Source organism: Streptomyces sp. bgisy159 (genome assembly GCF_965341775.1).
Lineage (GTDB): Bacteria > Actinomycetota > Actinomycetes > Streptomycetales > Streptomycetaceae > Streptomyces.
In genome coordinates, this window is the sequence record NZ_CBDQZH010000003.1 from 166,876 (window position 1) to 181,869 (window position 14,994).

Annotated in this window: 10 protein-coding genes and 1 other RNA gene; 8 read left to right on the forward strand and 3 right to left on the reverse strand. The window is 73.0% G+C overall.

Going from position 1 to position 14,994, the window contains the following annotated elements:
* Positions 1-23 precede the first annotated feature (23 nt).
* The 4 genes from ACSLTV_RS04695 (at position 24) to ACSLTV_RS04710 (ending at position 3,906) form a co-directional block, all read left to right on the forward strand.
* Positions 24-761, forward strand: a complete 738-nt coding sequence (locus ACSLTV_RS04695) for a VOC family protein (protein WP_432137718.1) — start codon at positions 24-26, stop codon at positions 759-761.
* 254 nt (positions 762-1,015) lie between these two features.
* Entirely contained in the window at positions 1,016-1,870 is an 855-nt protein-coding gene (locus tag ACSLTV_RS04700) for a Nif3-like dinuclear metal center hexameric protein (protein ID WP_432137719.1), read from the forward strand.
* Entirely contained in the window at positions 1,867-2,610 is a 744-nt protein-coding gene (locus ACSLTV_RS04705; protein WP_432137739.1) for a zinc ribbon domain-containing protein, read from the forward strand. Before ACSLTV_RS04700 ends, ACSLTV_RS04705 begins: the two co-directional genes overlap by 4 nt.
* 9 nt (positions 2,611-2,619) lie before the next feature.
* Entirely contained in the window at positions 2,620-3,906 is a 1,287-nt protein-coding gene (locus tag ACSLTV_RS04710) for a bifunctional RNase H/acid phosphatase (RefSeq protein WP_435611675.1), read from the forward strand.
* 71 nt (positions 3,907-3,977) lie between these two features.
* On the opposite strand, the gene yaaA is transcribed toward ACSLTV_RS04710, so the two are convergent.
* The 3 genes from yaaA to ACSLTV_RS04725 all read right to left on the reverse strand — a co-directional run bounded on the left by yaaA (position 3,978) and on the right by ACSLTV_RS04725 (position 6,209).
* The gene (yaaA, locus tag ACSLTV_RS04715; RefSeq protein WP_432137721.1) at positions 3,978-4,760 is read right to left on the reverse strand and encodes a peroxide stress protein YaaA; all 783 of its coding nucleotides are present in this window, start codon (positions 4,758-4,760) and stop codon (positions 3,978-3,980) included.
* 112 nt (positions 4,761-4,872) lie between these two features.
* On the reverse strand, positions 4,873-5,463 hold the full coding sequence (locus ACSLTV_RS04720) for a hypothetical protein (RefSeq protein ID WP_432155800.1): 591 nt from the start codon (positions 5,461-5,463) through the stop codon (positions 4,873-4,875).
* Positions 5,460-6,209: a MerR family transcriptional regulator gene (locus tag ACSLTV_RS04725; RefSeq protein WP_432137723.1), complete on the reverse strand. Its 750-nt coding sequence runs from the start codon at positions 6,207-6,209 to the stop codon at positions 5,460-5,462. The genes ACSLTV_RS04720 and ACSLTV_RS04725 overlap by 4 nt, the downstream gene beginning before the upstream one ends.
* Before the next feature lie 128 nt (positions 6,210-6,337).
* Here ACSLTV_RS04725 and ACSLTV_RS04730 point away from each other — a divergent pair, with 128 nt between their 5' ends.
* From ACSLTV_RS04730 to ACSLTV_RS04745, 4 genes are all read left to right on the forward strand, one after another.
* Positions 6,338-6,793, forward strand: coding sequence for a DUF4260 family protein (locus ACSLTV_RS04730; protein ID WP_432137724.1), 456 nt, complete (start codon positions 6,338-6,340; stop codon positions 6,791-6,793).
* Positions 6,794-6,815: 22 nt separating this feature from the next.
* Positions 6,816-7,325 carry a TetR/AcrR family transcriptional regulator gene (locus tag ACSLTV_RS04735; protein WP_432137740.1) on the forward strand — a complete coding sequence of 170 codons (510 nt, stop codon included), beginning with the start codon at positions 6,816-6,818 and terminating at the stop codon, positions 7,323-7,325.
* A 73-nt stretch (positions 7,326-7,398) separates the two neighbouring features.
* Positions 7,399-7,797, forward strand: an RNA gene (gene rnpB, locus ACSLTV_RS04740) — RNase P RNA component class A.
* A 273-nt stretch (positions 7,798-8,070) separates the two neighbouring features.
* Positions 8,071-14,838, forward strand: a complete 6,768-nt coding sequence (locus ACSLTV_RS04745) for a DUF3320 domain-containing protein (RefSeq protein WP_435611676.1) — start codon at positions 8,071-8,073, stop codon at positions 14,836-14,838.
* Positions 14,839-14,994: the final 156 nt, after the last annotated feature.

Genomic DNA, 14,994 nt, shown 5'->3' on the forward strand with positions numbered 1-14,994 from the left:
GCGCGGTTCCTAAGATCGCCGGTATGACGACACGACTCGTACAGATCAACATGAAGGCCCGGGACGACTCCGCGCTCGGCCGGTTCTGGGCGGAGGCACTCGGTTGGGGTGTAGACAGCGAGGGGCCCGGCGTGACCAACCTCGAACCCGTGGGCTTCGACTACCCCGGCCCGGGGGCCGTCTGCATCGACCTCGTCGCCCGCCCGGAACCCAAGACGGTCAAGAACCGCGTGCACCTCGACCTGGCCACCACCTCGGCCGCCCATCAGACGGAGCTGGTCGCCCGTCTGAAGGACCTCGGCGCGACGCTCGCCGACGTGGGACAGGGAGATGTCCCCTGGACGGTCATGGCGGACCCCGAGGGCAACGAGTTCTGCGTCCTGGAACCCCGCCCGGTCTACCAGGACACCGGGCCGATCGCCGCGGTGGTGGTCGACTGCGCCGACCCGCGGGAGATGGCCCGGTTCTGGGACGGGGCGATGGACTGGACGCTGCACGAGGTCGCCGACGACCACGCCACCCTGCGCTCCGCCGCCGGCGTGGGCCCCTACCTGGAGTTCGTCCGCACGCCCGACACCAAGAGCGGGTGGAACCGCGTCCACCTCGACGTCCGCCCCTACCCCGGCGACGACATGCGAGCGGAGGAAACCCGACTGCGCGCCCTGGGCGCCACCGACCCCGGTATCGACCAGTCCGAGATCCACTGGACGGTCCTGGCCGACCCGGAGGGCAACGAGTTCTGCCTCCTGACTCCGCGCTGACCCCGGGCAACGGCTCCGGCCGGTCTCGCCCGTGTCCCCGCCCTCGCCCGCGTCCCCGCCCGTGACCGCGAGTCGTTCGCACCCGGGTGAAGGCGTGGGCGGGGCTGTCCGAGTCCGTGCGGGGCCGGAGCAGAGCCGCTCGCCGGTGAGATGCGTGCCGCGGGGGCGGCCGGGTGGCCGGGCGGCCGGCGAGGCCCGGCGAGGCCCGTGGAGGGCGGTGCGGGGGCGGGGAACGGGCAGGTAGCCTTTTGTCCGTGCCCCGTCTGTCAGAAGTCATCGCCGCGCTGGAGAAGCTGTGGCCCGCCGAGCGGGCCGAGTCCTGGGACGCGGTGGGAACCGTCGTGGGCGACCCCGATCAGGAGGTCACCCGGGTCCTGTTCGCCGTGGACCCGGTGCGGGAGACCGTCGAGGAGGCGGTGCGGCTCGGCGCCGACCTGCTGGTCACCCACCACCCGCTGTACCTGCGGGGCACCACCACCGTCGCCGCCTCCACCTTCAAGGGGCGGGTCGTGCACACCCTCATCAAGAACGACATCGCCCTGCACGTCGCGCACACCAACGCCGACACCGCCGACCCGGGCGTCAGCGACGCCCTCGCCGGCGCGCTCGACCTGCGCGTCGTACGGCCCCTCGTGCCCGACCCCACCGACCCGGGCGGCCGCCGCGGCCTCGGCCGGGTCTGCGAACTCGACCCCCCGCTGAGCCTGCGCGACTTCGCCGAGCGCGCCGCCGCGCGGCTGCCCGCGACCGCGCAGGGCATCCGGGTGGCCGGCGACCCGGACGCACTCGTACGGACCGTCGCCGTCAGCGGCGGCTCCGGCGACAGCCTCTTCGACCACGTCCGGGCGGCCGGCGTCGACGCCTTCCTCACCGCGGACCTGCGCCACCACCCGGCGAGCGAGGCCCGCGCCCACAGTCCTCTCGCGCTGCTCGACGCGGCGCACTGGGCCACCGAGTGGCCCTGGTGCGAGCTGGCCGCGAGCCAGCTCGACGAGATCTCCGACCGGGAGGGATGGAACCTTCGCGTCCATGTCTCCGCCACGGTCACCGACCCCTGGACCGCCCACGCGGCGTCCACCGTCACTGACACCCCTGGAGCCCCCAACTGAACGCCGCGCCCGCCGACCAGATCAGACTCCTCGACGTCCAGGACCTCGACGTACGCCTCCAGCAGCTCGCCCACAAGCGCCGGTCGCTGCCCGAGCACGCCGAGATCGAGTCGCTCACCAAGGACCTCACCCAGCTGCGCGACCTGCTGGTGGCCGCGCAGACCGAGGAGAGCGACTGCGCCCGCGAGCAGACCAAGGCCGAGCAGGACGTCGACCAGGTCCGCCAGCGCGCCGCCCGCGACCAGCAGCGGCTGGACTCCGGCGCCGTCACCTCCCCGAAGGACCTGGAGAACCTCCAGCGCGAGATCGTCTCCCTCGCCAAGCGCCAGGGCGACCTGGAGGACGTCGTCCTGGAGGTCATGGAGCGCCGCGAGGCCGCGCAGGAGCGGGTCGCCGAGCTGACCGAGCGGGTCGGCTCCGTGCAGGGGAAGATCGACGACGCCACCGCGCGCCGCGACGCCGCCTTCGAGGAGATCGACGGCGAGGCGGCCACGGTGACCAAGGAGCGCGAGGTCGTCGCCGGTGCCGTCCCCGCCGACCTGCTCAAGCTCTACGACAAGCTGCGCGAGCAGCAGGGCGGCATCGGCGCCGCCAAGCTGTACGCCCGCACCTGCCAGGGCTGCCGCCAGGAACTCGCCATCACCGAGCTGAGCGAGATCCGCAAGGCCGCGCCGGACACGGTCGTCCGCTGCGAGAACTGCCGGCGCATCCTGGTGCGCACCGCCGAGTCCGGGCTGTAAGGGGCCGCTGTGGCGCGGGAGTTCATCGTCGAGGCCGACGGCGGATCGCGGGGCAACCCGGGGCCCGCCGGGTACGGCAGCGTGGTCGCCGACGCGGAGACCGGCCGGACCCTGGTCGAGTGCGCCGAGTACCTCGGGGTCGTCACCAACAACGTCGCCGAGTACCGGGGCCTGGTCGCCGGGCTCCTCGCCGCCCGCGACCTCGACCCGTCGGCGCGGGTGCGCGTGCGGATGGACTCCAAGCTCGTCGTGGAGCAGATGTCGGGCCGCTGGAAGATCAAGCACCCCGACATGAAGCCGCTCGCCGCCGAGGCCGCCCGGGTCTTCCCGCCCGGCCAGGTGACGTACGAGTGGATCCCGCGCGAGCGCAACAAGCACGCCGACCGGCTGGCGAACGAGGCGATGGACGCGGGCGCGGCCGGGCGGACGGACTTCCGGGTACGGCGGACGCCGGACGGGGCGACCGGGGGCGCCGCCACCGACGCACGGGAGGAGGCGGAGGCACGCGCCGAGGCAGCCGCCCCTGCCGAAGCCGAGGTACGGGCCGAAGCCGACGCACCTGCCGAAGCCGACGCACCTGCCGAAGCAGGCGTGCGGGCCGAAGCCGACGTGCGGGCCGCGCGGAAGGTGGCCACCCCCTCGGTCGGCTGGGCCTCGGCCCCCGACCTCGGCGCCCCCGCCACCTTCGTACTGCTGCGGCACGGCGAGACACCCCTCACCCCGCAGAAGCGGTTCTCCGGCAGCGGCGGCACCGACCCGTCCCTGTCCGACGTGGGGCGCGAGCAGGCCGGGCGGGTGGCCGACGCCCTCGCCCGGCGCGGCACCGTCCAGCACATCGTGGCCTCCCCGCTCGCCCGCACCAGGGAGACCGCCGCCGTCGTCGCCGCCCGCCTCGGCCTGGACGTGACCGTCGAAGAAGGCCTGCGCGAGACCGACTTCGGCGCCTGGGAGGGGCTGACCTTCGGCGAGGTGCACGAGCGGTACCCGGCCGACCTGAAGGCCTGGCTCGCCGACCCGGAGGCCCACCCCACGGGAGGCGGCGAGAGCTTCGCCGAGACCGCCGACCGGATCGCCGCCACCCGCGACAAGCTCGTCGCCGCGCACCCGGGCCGCACCGTCCTGCTGGTCACCCACGTCACACCGATCAAGACGCTGGTACGGCTCGCCCTGGGCGCCCCGCCGGAGTCCCTGTTCCGCATGGAACTGTCCGCGGCCTCCGTCTCGGCGATCGCCTACTACGCCGACGGCAACGCCAGCGTCCGCCTGGTCAACGACACCTCACACCTGCGCGCCTGACCACCCGGACCGGCCGCCGGCTCAGCGGACCTCAACGGACCTCAACGGACCTCAACGGACCTCAGCGGATCTCAGTGGACCTCCGTGACGAGCACATCCAGCGCCCACGGCCGCCCGGCCCTCTCCGGAGCCGCCGCCTCCACCTCGTACCCGAGGTCCCGCAAGGCCTCGACCAGCTCGGCCGGGCCCTCCGGCGCGGCCCCGGCCGTCAGCAGGGACCGCACGATCCGGCCCTTGGTCGCCTTGTTGAAGTGGCTGACCACCTTCCGCGTCGGCGCGTGCAGCACCCGCACGGTCGCCGTGCGCCCCGCGACCTCGCCCTTCGGCTTCCACGCCGTCGCGTACGCCGACGACCGCAGGTCCAGCACCAGCCCGTCCCCGGCCGCCTCCGGCAGGGCGTCGGCCATCGGCGCCCGCCAGTAGGCGCCCAGCGCGCCCAGCCCCGGCAGCCGCACCCCCATCGAGCAGCGGTACGACGGAATCCGGTCCGTCACCCGCACCGCGCCCCACAGCCCCGAGAAGACGAGCAGGGAACGCCCGGCGCGCCTCTTCGCCGCCGCGTCCAGCGAGGCCAGGTCCAGGGCGTCGTAGAGCACGCCGGTGTAGATCTCCCCGGCGGGCCGGGCCCCGGCCGTGCGCAGCCCGGCGTTCTTGGCGACCTCGCCGCGCAGGCCCTCGCTCAGCCCGAGCACGTCCCGCGCCTTCTCCTCGTCGGCCGCGCACAGCTCCACCAGCTCACCGAGGACCGCCGCACGGGCCTCGGTGAGCCCCGGCAGGGACAGCGACTCCAGCGTCAGCGGGGCACCGGGGCCGGCGGACGCCTTGCCTTCGGAGGGCGGGAGCAGGACGAGCACGGGTTCTCCTTCGGTTGAGCTCCGAGCAAGGGTACGGTCCCGCGCCCCGCCCTCCTCACCCTCCTCCTCACCCCCTCGTCACCCTCCTCCTCGCCCCCTCCTCACGCCGTCCTCATGCCCGCCGGAGCGCCGCCACGAGGCCGTCCGCGTCGTCGGCGTGGAACCGGACCGTACCGACCGGCCGGCGCCGGCCCAGCAGGCTCACGTGGGTGACCGGCTCGGCGAGCTCCACGGCGATGGACGTCTGCCCGCCGACGGTGACGTCGAGCGCCCCCTCGGCCGGCGGGTGGGACCAGCGCGCCTCCCGCCGGACCGCCGTGATCCGGTCCAGCGGTATCCGCAGGTCGAGATGGCCGCCGTGGCGGACGCGCAGGGTGTCGCCGCGCAGCACGTGCGGGTGGACCACGGTCGCCGCGTGCAGCCCCAGGACGACGAGGAGCGTGTACAGGTCCAGGACCAGCAGTACGTGGTGGGCGGCCGGCCAGTCGCGCAGCAGCACGGACACCCCGACCGTCTCCACCGCGCACACGAAGAGCAGGCCGAACGCCATCGCCCCCTGCCCCCGCGCGTAGCCGAACGCCCGCCCCCCGGCCACCCCGTGCCGCCGCCGGCCCGCCCACAACAGCAGGCTGGCCAGCAGCCGCAGCTCGTGGCGCGCGAGCGCCGCCGCCGCCGTCATCGTCCGTGCTCCACGTCGTCTCATCGCCCCTCCTGCGTGAGGATCTCCATGGCGGCGCGGACCGCCGCGGCCTGCCCCGGGGCCAGGTCCGCGTACAGGGCCCGCAGGAACGTGCCGTCGTGCTCGACGGGCGACTCCGGTACCAGGTGGGGCGGTGTGCAGGCGGCCAGCGCGCGGGCGGCCGCCGCGACCCGCGGGTCGTCCGGCTCGGCGTCGGCCAGCCCGTCCAGCAGCGCGTACGCCTCGCGCGCCCGCGCCTGCGCCTCGGGCGAGCCGAAACCCTCCTGCAGCGCGCCCGCCAGCGATTCGCGCAGCTCGGGCGGGGCCACCGTGTCGAGCAGCGCCAGCATCTCGCGGTCCTTCGCGGCCAGCGGCGAGTCGAACCCGTCGGCCAGCTCGGCGAACAGCCCGGCCAGTTCCCCCGACACCGGCCCCTCGGCGGGCACGCCCGGCCCGTCCAGCAGCGCCCGCAGCCGCGCCCGCCGCTCGCGGATCGCCGCCTCCTGCCGGGCGAGGTCCTCGTCCAGCTCGGCCAGGATCTCCGCGAGGTCCTTGCCCGCGTCGTCCGACAGCACGTCCCGCACCTCGGCCAGCCCCATCCCCAGCTCGGTCAGCCGCCGTATCCGGGCGAGGACGACGGCGTGCCGCAGGGTGTAGTCCCGGTAGCCGTTGGCCAGCCGCTCGGGCTCGTGGAGCAGGCCGAGGTGGTGGTAGTGCCGCACGGTCCGCGTGGTGACGCCGACGATCCCGGCGAGTTCTCCGATCCGCATGGGACCAGTGAAGACGTTGACGTCGCGGCAAGGTCAAGGCGGGCGGGCGCGGACCGGACCCTTGACAGGCTAACGCCGTTAGCCCTAACGTCTGGCTAACGACGTTAGCCATCCTGGAGGCGGCAGCCATGACACCCCCCACTCCCGCGACCACCACCCCCACTACTCCCGCCACCCCCGCCCCCGTCACCACCCCGACCCCCGGTACCGCCGTCGCCCGCCGGGTCGCCTGGCTGGCCGGCGCGCTGTTCTGGTCGGCGTTCGCGGTGCTGGAGGCGGTCCACCACGGCTGGGCCGCCGCCACCCTCGCGCTCGTGTTCTTCATCGCGCCCGACCTGACGTTCCTGGTGGCGGTACGGGACGCACCCCGCATGGCGCCCGGGCAACTGCCCCCGCGAGCGGTGCCGTACTACAACGCGGCCCACCGGGCGCTGATCCCCCTGGTCCTGGTCCTGGCCTACACCCTCGTACCCTTCACCTGGGCGCCCGCCTTCGCCGCACTGTGCGGCTGGCTCGCCCACATCTCGTACGATCGCGCCTTCGGATACGGGCTGCGGACCGAGGAGGGCTTCCAGCGTGGCTGAGCGGGTGACGGCGGGGGAGGGCCTGACGCCCAGGGCGCGGGAGATCGCGGGCGTGGCCCGGACCGTCCTGGAGGAGTCCGGCCCCGCCGCCCTCACGATGCGCACCTTGGCCGACCGCCTCGGCATCAAGGCGCCGTCCCTGTACAAGCACTTCCCGGACAAGCGGTCCGTGGAGGCCGAGCTGATCGCGCAGGTGCTGCGGGAGATGGCGGAGGCGATGGAGGCGGCTCAGGCACGGGCGCCGGGCTCGCTGCCGGTGCTGGGCGAGGCGTACCGGGCGTACGCCCTGGCCCACCCCCACCTCTACCGCCTGGCCACCGAACGCCCCCTGCCCCGCGACCTCCTTCCACCGGGCCTGGAGGACCGCACCGCCCGGCCCCTGCTGCGGGCGTGCGGCGACGACCTGGACCTGGCCCGGGCGGTGTGGGCCTTCGCGCACGGCATGGTGATCCTGGAGCTCCAGGACCGCTTCCCGGCCGACGCGGACCTGCCGGCGGCCTGGACGCGGGGCCTGGAGGCACTGCGCCCGTGACGGCGGCGGCCCGGCCATGGGGACGGCGGCGTAAGTGCCGGCGGCGGCCCGGTACCATGGTCCGCACGGCAGACGAGCCGGGCGGACGGCCGCGTGAAGCCCCAGGGCTTCCCGAGGAACGTCCGGGCTCCACAGGGCAGGGTGGTGGCTAACGGCCACCCGGGGTGACCCGCGGGACAGTGCCACAGAAAGCAAACCGCCCGGCGCTCAGGCGCCGGGTAAGGGTGAAACGGTGGTGTAAGAGACCACCAGTGCCCAGGGTGACCTGGGCAGCTAGGTAAACCCCACCTGGAGCAAGGTCAAGAGGAGCGCCGTAACAGGCGCTCTGCGCGGACGACCGAGGGCTGCCCGCCCGAGTCCGCGGGTAGACCGCACGAGGCCGGTGGTAACACCGGCCCTAGATGGATGGCCGTCACCGAGGCCGCCGCGAGGCACCTCGGCACAGAACCCGGCGTACAGCCCGACTCGTCTGCCGCTGTCTGTGGCTTCCCCGGGGCAGAGTGCCCACGCGGAGCGGCGGGGCTGAATCGCAGCTTGGCGGGCACTGGGAAGATCGTCTTGCCGTTAGCGCTGCGCGCATTGCCGTACTGACCCTAGAATCCGCTTCCAGGGGGGATCAGCGGGACTTCTGCGGCCACCAGGACAGGACGGACTTCTGTGGCCGTTTTTGCGTTGACGGCAGAGGGGACCGCCTGGCGACGCCGGTGATCCGTTGGTCCAGAAGCGAACGACACCAGGGACCAGCGTGACGAACTCGGGTGACTTCGGGGGCAGCCAGGAACTCGACCGCCTCAAGGCGATGCTCGACCACTGGCGCACCTCTCTGGTGGACCTGAGCGGCCGCAACCGGCTGCTCAACTTCCGCCACACCAGGTCAGCGACACTGGAGATCGCGGCCCCGTCCGCGCAGGAGCTGCTCGCAGGTCTGGCCCGTGGCTGGGACTTCGCGCCCCTCCCGGACGAGGAAGAGGAGGCCGGCGAGGAGAGGGGACCCGGCGACGTGGTCCTTGCGAAGAAGGATGACCGTTCCGAGGGAATCCTGACCCAGAAGACCACCGCACCTTCCCTCCTGCGCGCGTTGAACAGCTTGCGCGCCAAAGCGACGCAGGTCTTCAACGACTACGGCCTGTGGACCCTCAACCTCGGTGTCGGCATGCTCCGCTGGCGTGAGGACGGAGCCGAGACGGGCAGCGACGCTCCTCTGGTCCTCGTGCCGGTGGTCATCGAGCGCGCGCGCAACGGCCGCGTGCGTCTCAGGGCGAGCGATGACGAGGAACCACGTCTCAACCCGGCACTGAGGGTGAAGCTGGAGCAGTTCCACATCGACTGGACGCCGGTCGGCGAACAGGACCCTTCGGACCTGGAGGCAGTGCTCTCCGTCGCGGCTCGCGCGGTGGCGGGCAAGTCCGGATGGCAGGTCTCCGACCGAGTGGTGCTCGCACTCTTCGCCTCCCACAAGGAGTCGATGTACCAGGACCTGCTGGACAACGAGGACCGCGTCCTCGGCAGTGCCCTCGTCCGTGCGATGGCGCTCGGCCCGAACTCCGGACTCGCCTCCGACCGTTTCGACTTCGAAGAGATCGAGCTCGACCGGATCGACGAGCTGAGCCCGCCCGAGGACACTCCACTGGTGCTCGACGCCGACGCCTCGCAGCGGCAGGCCGTCGCCGCGGCCGTGGCCGGACGGTCGTTCGTCCTGGACGGCCCGCCCGGCACCGGCAAGAGCCAGACGATCACGAACATGATCGCCGGTCTGATGCACGCGGGCCGCAGTGTGCTCTTCGTCAGTGAGAAGGCGGCGGCCCTCGACGTCGTCCTCGACCGGCTGAAGTCGGTCGGACTCGACTCGTACGCCCTGGCCCTCCACAGCCACAACACCAGCCGCAGAGCGGTGGCCCAGGAGCTGGGACGGGCACTCGCGGAGGAGCCGCGCGCACCGCAACTGTCGCAGCAGACCCTCGCCCAGGCCAGGGAACTGCGCCTCGCGCTCAGCGCCTACGCCGAAGCGATGAACGAGGTCCGAAGCCCGCTGGAAAGAACGCTGCACGACGTGCTCGGCCGGGTCGGCCGACTCACTGACGCGCCGGTGGCCTATCTGAGCCAGGGGGACGACACGGCCACGCCGGGCGAGACGACGTTTCGGGCCGAGACGCTCAGCGACGAGGACCTGCGTCTGATCGTCGACGCGACGAAAGCCATCTCCGAAGCGTGGGAGGCGGTCGCCGATCCGTCGTTCCCCTGGCGTGGTCTGCGAGCCGGCCTACCGCATCCCCGTCCTGCCCTGGAACAGGCGCAGGCGGCGCGGGACGCGCTCGCGACAGCGGTCGACCGCTACCGGGATCTCGCGCCCGGAGGAGTGCCCCTAACGGACCAGAGCGGAATCGACCGTCTGATCGCGCTCCTGCACCTGCTCGACGTGCGGAGTCCCGTCCCGGAAGCATGGCTGACCACGGACTCGTTCGCCGACGAGGTGGACGACCGGGCCGACGCCTTCCTGGCGGAACTGCGCAAGGCGCAGCGTGCGAGCACCGCCGTCCGCGCGGCGGTGGGCGAGCGCTGGCAGGAGCTGTCCACCAGGCTGACGGCGGAACCGGGGGAAGCCGAGAAGGCGCTGTCGACGATGGCTCCACCCGGCCTCGACCTCACCGGACTCACGGAGGAGCGAGCCCGGCAGCTCGCCGGTGAGTTCGACGCGACCGCCGGCGTGCTGGAACGGACCCTGCAGAGCCTCGCCGGTATCAGTCACCTCACCGGCCTCACCCATCCCGGTAGCCCCGAGGAAGCACGTCATCTGTGTGACGTGCTCACCGTGTCCGGCACCGAACACCGTCCCCTCGAACAGTGGCTGGTCCCCGAAGGCCCCGCGCGGGTGGAGGAAGCGGCTGTCGGGGCCGTCGCCGACGCGTTGAGCGAATTCTTGGCACGACGTGACCGGGTACTCTCCGCCCAGGCCCTGGCGACGGACCACGCAGGCCCGGGGTGGGCCGAACTGCGTCGGGAAGTGAGCGCGGAGCGACCGGCCGACGAGCAGGCTCTCGCCGCGCTGGAGCCGCCCGGCGCCGACATCGCGTCGTTGACCGGCCGCGAGGCAGCGGAGTCGGCCGAGCGGTTCGGCAGGCTCGCCGACGCCCTCGATGCGGCAGCCGAGCACGCCGACTCGGTGGCCGAGTGCCTCGGGTGCGACCGTCCGAAGGCGACGTCCCAGGCGGAGGACCTGGCCACCCTGGTGGAGCTGGCCACAGCCTCGGACCGCACGCTGGAAGCATGGCTCGATCCCCGGGTGCTTCCCCAGGCCCAGGCAGCCGTCGCGGAGATCTCCGCGGCTGCCGAAGACCTGGCCGCCGCGGAGGACGCGGCGCGCGACACCTTCCTGCCCGAAGTCGTCTCCACACCTGAACTCCCCGAAGCACTCCACCGCCTCATGGAGGGCCGCCAGGGACTCGCTGGCATGCTGTCCAGCGGCGTCCGCGCCGACCGGAAGCTCGTCGCCCGGCTGACGCACGGCGGCTCGTGGCGCGGCGAACTGTACGACAAGCTTGCGCTCGCCGACGCCTGGTGCGCCGCTCACCGCAGGCTGCGATCGCTCGGCGAGACCCGGGCCGAGTTGCTCGGCCGCTATAGGGGCACGGTGTTGCCCGACGTCACAGCGCTGCGCAAGGCACTCACGCACGCCGAAGCGGTCCACGCACTCGCACCGGAGGCCGTCGCCGATCCTTACCGCCGCGGTCTGCTCGCCGCCCAACTGGCTGACGGCCGAGAGCCGCGGCCCGCACTCGTCGGACAGGGAGCGGCGCTGCGCAGCGATCTCGCCACGTGGCGGAGAGACTTGAGCGGCCCGTCGCTGGCACCGCACGCGGCCGACCTGGCCAAGCTCCCGCTGGACGCCGCCGCCCGCTGGCTGCGCGCACACCTCACCCCCTTGCGGCAGGCCGTCGCGCTCCTGGACACCGTGGCCTCGGTGGGCCGTCGGGCCGGCGGCCCCGGTTCCGAGTACACGCTCGCCTCCGCACGCTCGGCGGTCACCATCGCGCACGCGGCGCAGGAGGAGACCGCCGCGTTCGACGCCCGGGCCGTAACCGACCGGGCTCTGCTGGGCCCTTGGTACCGGGGCCTCGACACGCGGGCGGACGACCTGCAGGAGGCCGCGCCCGGTGGTGTGACCGGCTACGAGCCCATGGGGACGCTCCTGCGCCGCGGCCTGGACCTGACGCGACGGCAACCGGGCCCGTACACCACGGATCAGCAGCGCGAGTTGCTGGGGCGGTACGCGCCGGAAGGGCACCCGCGCACCGAGGCCCTGCGGGCCGCCCTGGACGCAGCCCGGTTGATCGTCCGTCTGGCACCCGACACCCTCGCGGAACCGGCGCGCCGGACCAGCCTCGTCGCGGTGGTGGCCGACGGCCGGCCCGAACCGCGTGATCTCCTCGCGCAGACCGACCGGATCCGCAACGACCTGGACCTGTGGCAGGAGTACACCCGGCGGCCCCACCTCGCGGTGGTCGGCACGGCACTCGCCACTCGTCCCCTCGACCGAGCGGCGAGCTGGCTCCGCGCGCACGTGGAGCCCTTCGAGGACGCGGCCGACCTCATCCGCTCGACCGCCCGCGTCATGGACGAGGACACCGGCCTCACCCTGGCACGGGCCAGGGAGGCAGTGGCCTGCGTGGTCTCCGCCCGCGCCGCCGAGTCCTCCTTCGCGGCGAACGACGCCACGTACCGAAGCCTCCTCGGTTCCCTCTACCAGGGCACCGAGACGGACCGCGACGCGATTCTGGATGCCCTTGACTGGGCCCAGAAGGTACGCCGAACCGCACACGGCGGCCACTCCGCACCCCTGCCGCAGGTGGCGGCCCGGCTGATGCTGGCCGCGTCGGCCGATCCGTCCGTCGCGGCCCGAGCCGGCGACTGGAGCCGTCAGCGCGAAGCACTCACCCAGTACTTCGAAGCTGAGCGGGCCGAGGAGCTGCGAGGCGAACTCGCCGTATCCCTCACCGAGGCCCGGTCCGTCCTGTCCCGCCTCGACCACGACCCCTTCGGCCCGGAAGCGTGGACCAGCTGCGCCGACGCACTGACCCTGCTGCGCCGCTACCACCTCGACGGGCTGCCCGACCAGCTCGCACGCCGCGAGGTCTCGGCCGACGACTTCCCCGCCGCCATGGAACGTGCGGTGCTCACCGCGTGGGTCGAGCACCAGCTCGCCACCGACCAGAGGCTGAGACCGATGCGAGCGGTGGAGAGGGACCAGTTGGTGGAGCGCTACCGGCAGGTGGACCGGGACTTGGTGGCGGCGGCCCACGCCGAGGTCATCGCCGCATGCAACTCCCGCCGCCCACGCCGCACATCGGTGGGGCAGGCCGCCGTGCTCCGCCGCGAGTCCGAGAAGCAGCGGCGCCACATGCCGGTACGGCACCTGCTGCAGCAGACCCGTGACGTCGTACGGCTGATCAAGCCCTGCTTCATGATGAGCCCGCTGACGGTCAGCCAGTTCCTCCCGGCGGATTTCGGGTTCGACGTCGTCGTCTTCGACGAGGCGTCCCAGGTGCTGCCCCAGGACGCGGTGAACTCCGTCTACCGGGGCAAGGCCCTCATCGTGGCGGGCGACCAGAAACAGCTTCCGCCGACCTCGTTCTTCAGCGCGGCCGCCGACAGCGACGACGGCGACGAATGGGACGAGGACGCCACCGACGGCTTCGAGTCCGTCCTCGACATGTGCAAGGCCAGCGGAGTCCTGCGCGGCCTGCCCCTGCGCTGGCACTACCGCAGCCGACACGAGAACCTGATCGCCTTCAGCAACCACGACTTCTACGACAACTCCATGGTCACGTTCCCGGGCGCCCTGGAGCAGGGACCGGACATCGGCGTGGAGTTCATCAAGGCGGACGGTGTCTACGACCGCGGCGGAAACAGCGACAACCCCGTCGAGGCCGCGAAGGTGGCCCAACGCGTCATCCACCACTTCGACACCCGCCCCGAGCACACCCTGGGCGTGGTCGCGCTGTCGAAAGCGCAGGCGGAGGCGATCGAGGAGGCCGTGCAGAAGGCCAGGGCGGCCCGCCCGGACCTCGACCACCACTTCACGGAGGGCCGCCTCGACGGTTTCTTCGTCAAGAACCTCGAAACCGTCCAGGGTGACGAGCGCGACGTCATCATCCTCTCCATCGGCTACGGCCCCGACCACCGGGGCAAACTCCTGTCGACCTTCGGCCCCATCAACCGGGAGGGCGGCTGGCGGCGCCTCAACGTGGCCGTGACCCGCGCCCGGCGCCGCATGGAGGTCGTCGCCTCCTTCCACGGAGGCGATCTGCCGGACAGCGCCAACAAGAGCGTGCAGCACCTCAAGCGGTACCTGCAGTACGCCCAGCACGGTCCCGCGATCCTCCGGACGGAGGCCCCCGACCCGGACGCCGTTCCGGAGAGCCCCTTCGAGGAGGAGGTCATCGGCGTCCTGCGCGGCTGGGGCTACGAGGTCCAGCCGCAGGTGGGGGTCGCCGGCTTCCGTATCGACATGGCGGTGCGGCACCCGGGCGCGCCCGGCACGTACGCGCTGGGCATCGAGTGCGACGGCGCCATGTATCACTCCTCCCGCGCGGCACGGGACCGCGACCGGCTGCGGGAAGCGGTCCTGCGCGACCTGGGCTGGAGGCTGCACCGCATCTGGGGCACGGACTGGTACCGGAACCGGCGTGATGCGATGGCGCGGTTGCGGGCCGCGGTGGAGGCGGCGTGCGCGGAGGATCCGCATGCGGTGCGTGTGGCGCGGCCCGCCGGCGTGGACGGCGACGGCGGGCACCTCGGCGAGGGTGACGGGGCGGCAGAGGCCGGGGACGGCGCTGCGAGCACGGGTGGTGGAGAAGCCGGAGAAACGGCCGGTGGTCCGGCGGTCCCGCGCGTGGAGTTCGTGACCGTCGACGCCGGCCCCGCGTCCTGGAGCCGTCCCTACCAGGAGGTCGACGTCGATCTCCTGGCAGAGGTACGTGACCGGTCGAGCAGGCAGCGGGGCAGGCCGGGTGCGGAGTTGCAGGACCCCGACGCCCTCGACGTGGTGGCGGACGTGGCGCTGTGCGTGGTCGAGGTGGAGGGACCCGTAGAGAAGGAAGTGGTCTACACGCGGGTCCGTCTCGCGTGGGGCCTGGGACGAGCCGGCCCGGTGGTGCGCGACCGCATCGACCGAGCCCTGCGACGCCTGCTCAAGCAGCGCAAGATCGTCCAAGTGGGCGCGGCCTACGACAGACCCGGCCACGCGATGGAGTTCGCCCGCACGCCGACCGAGCGGTGCGCCCGCCGGGTGGCGGAGGTTCCCGCGGCGGAGCGGCAGCTCGTCCTCGGGAACGTGGTCGACGAAGGGCCGGGCGTGCACCGCGAGGACCTGCTGCGGGAGGTGGCTCGCTTCTTCGGGTGGGCACGACTCGGACCCGATATCCGGGACGCGCTGACCGGCGACATCGACACGTTGATCGCAGCAGGGGGCCTCACCGAGTCGGAGGGCGGCGTGATGCCCGCTGAGGGCTCCTGATCGGTCAGGACGGGGTCTCCCCGTACGCCCCGAAGGCCGCCGAACCGACGGGCCAAGGCGAGGACCTGGCACGTCGGTGCCGCCGGGTACCCTGAACCACATCGTCAACGCGGCCCGACGGGCTTCCGCTCCACCCCGGTGGAGTCTCGAAGGACA

Excerpts from the sequence above, each read along its gene's own strand:
- ACSLTV_RS04725 (WP_432137723.1), bottom strand. The coding sequence starts at position 6,209 with ATGCGGATCGGAGAACTCGCCGGGATCGTCGGCGTCACCACGCGGACC.
- ACSLTV_RS04730 (WP_432137724.1), top strand. The coding sequence starts at position 6,338 with ATGACACCCCCCACTCCCGCGACCACCACCCCCACTACTCCCGCCACC.
- ACSLTV_RS04695 (WP_432137718.1), top strand. The coding sequence starts at position 24 with ATGACGACACGACTCGTACAGATCAACATGAAGGCCCGGGACGACTCC.
- ACSLTV_RS04720 (WP_432155800.1), bottom strand. The coding sequence starts at position 5,463 with ATGAGACGACGTGGAGCACGGACGATGACGGCGGCGGCGGCGCTCGCG.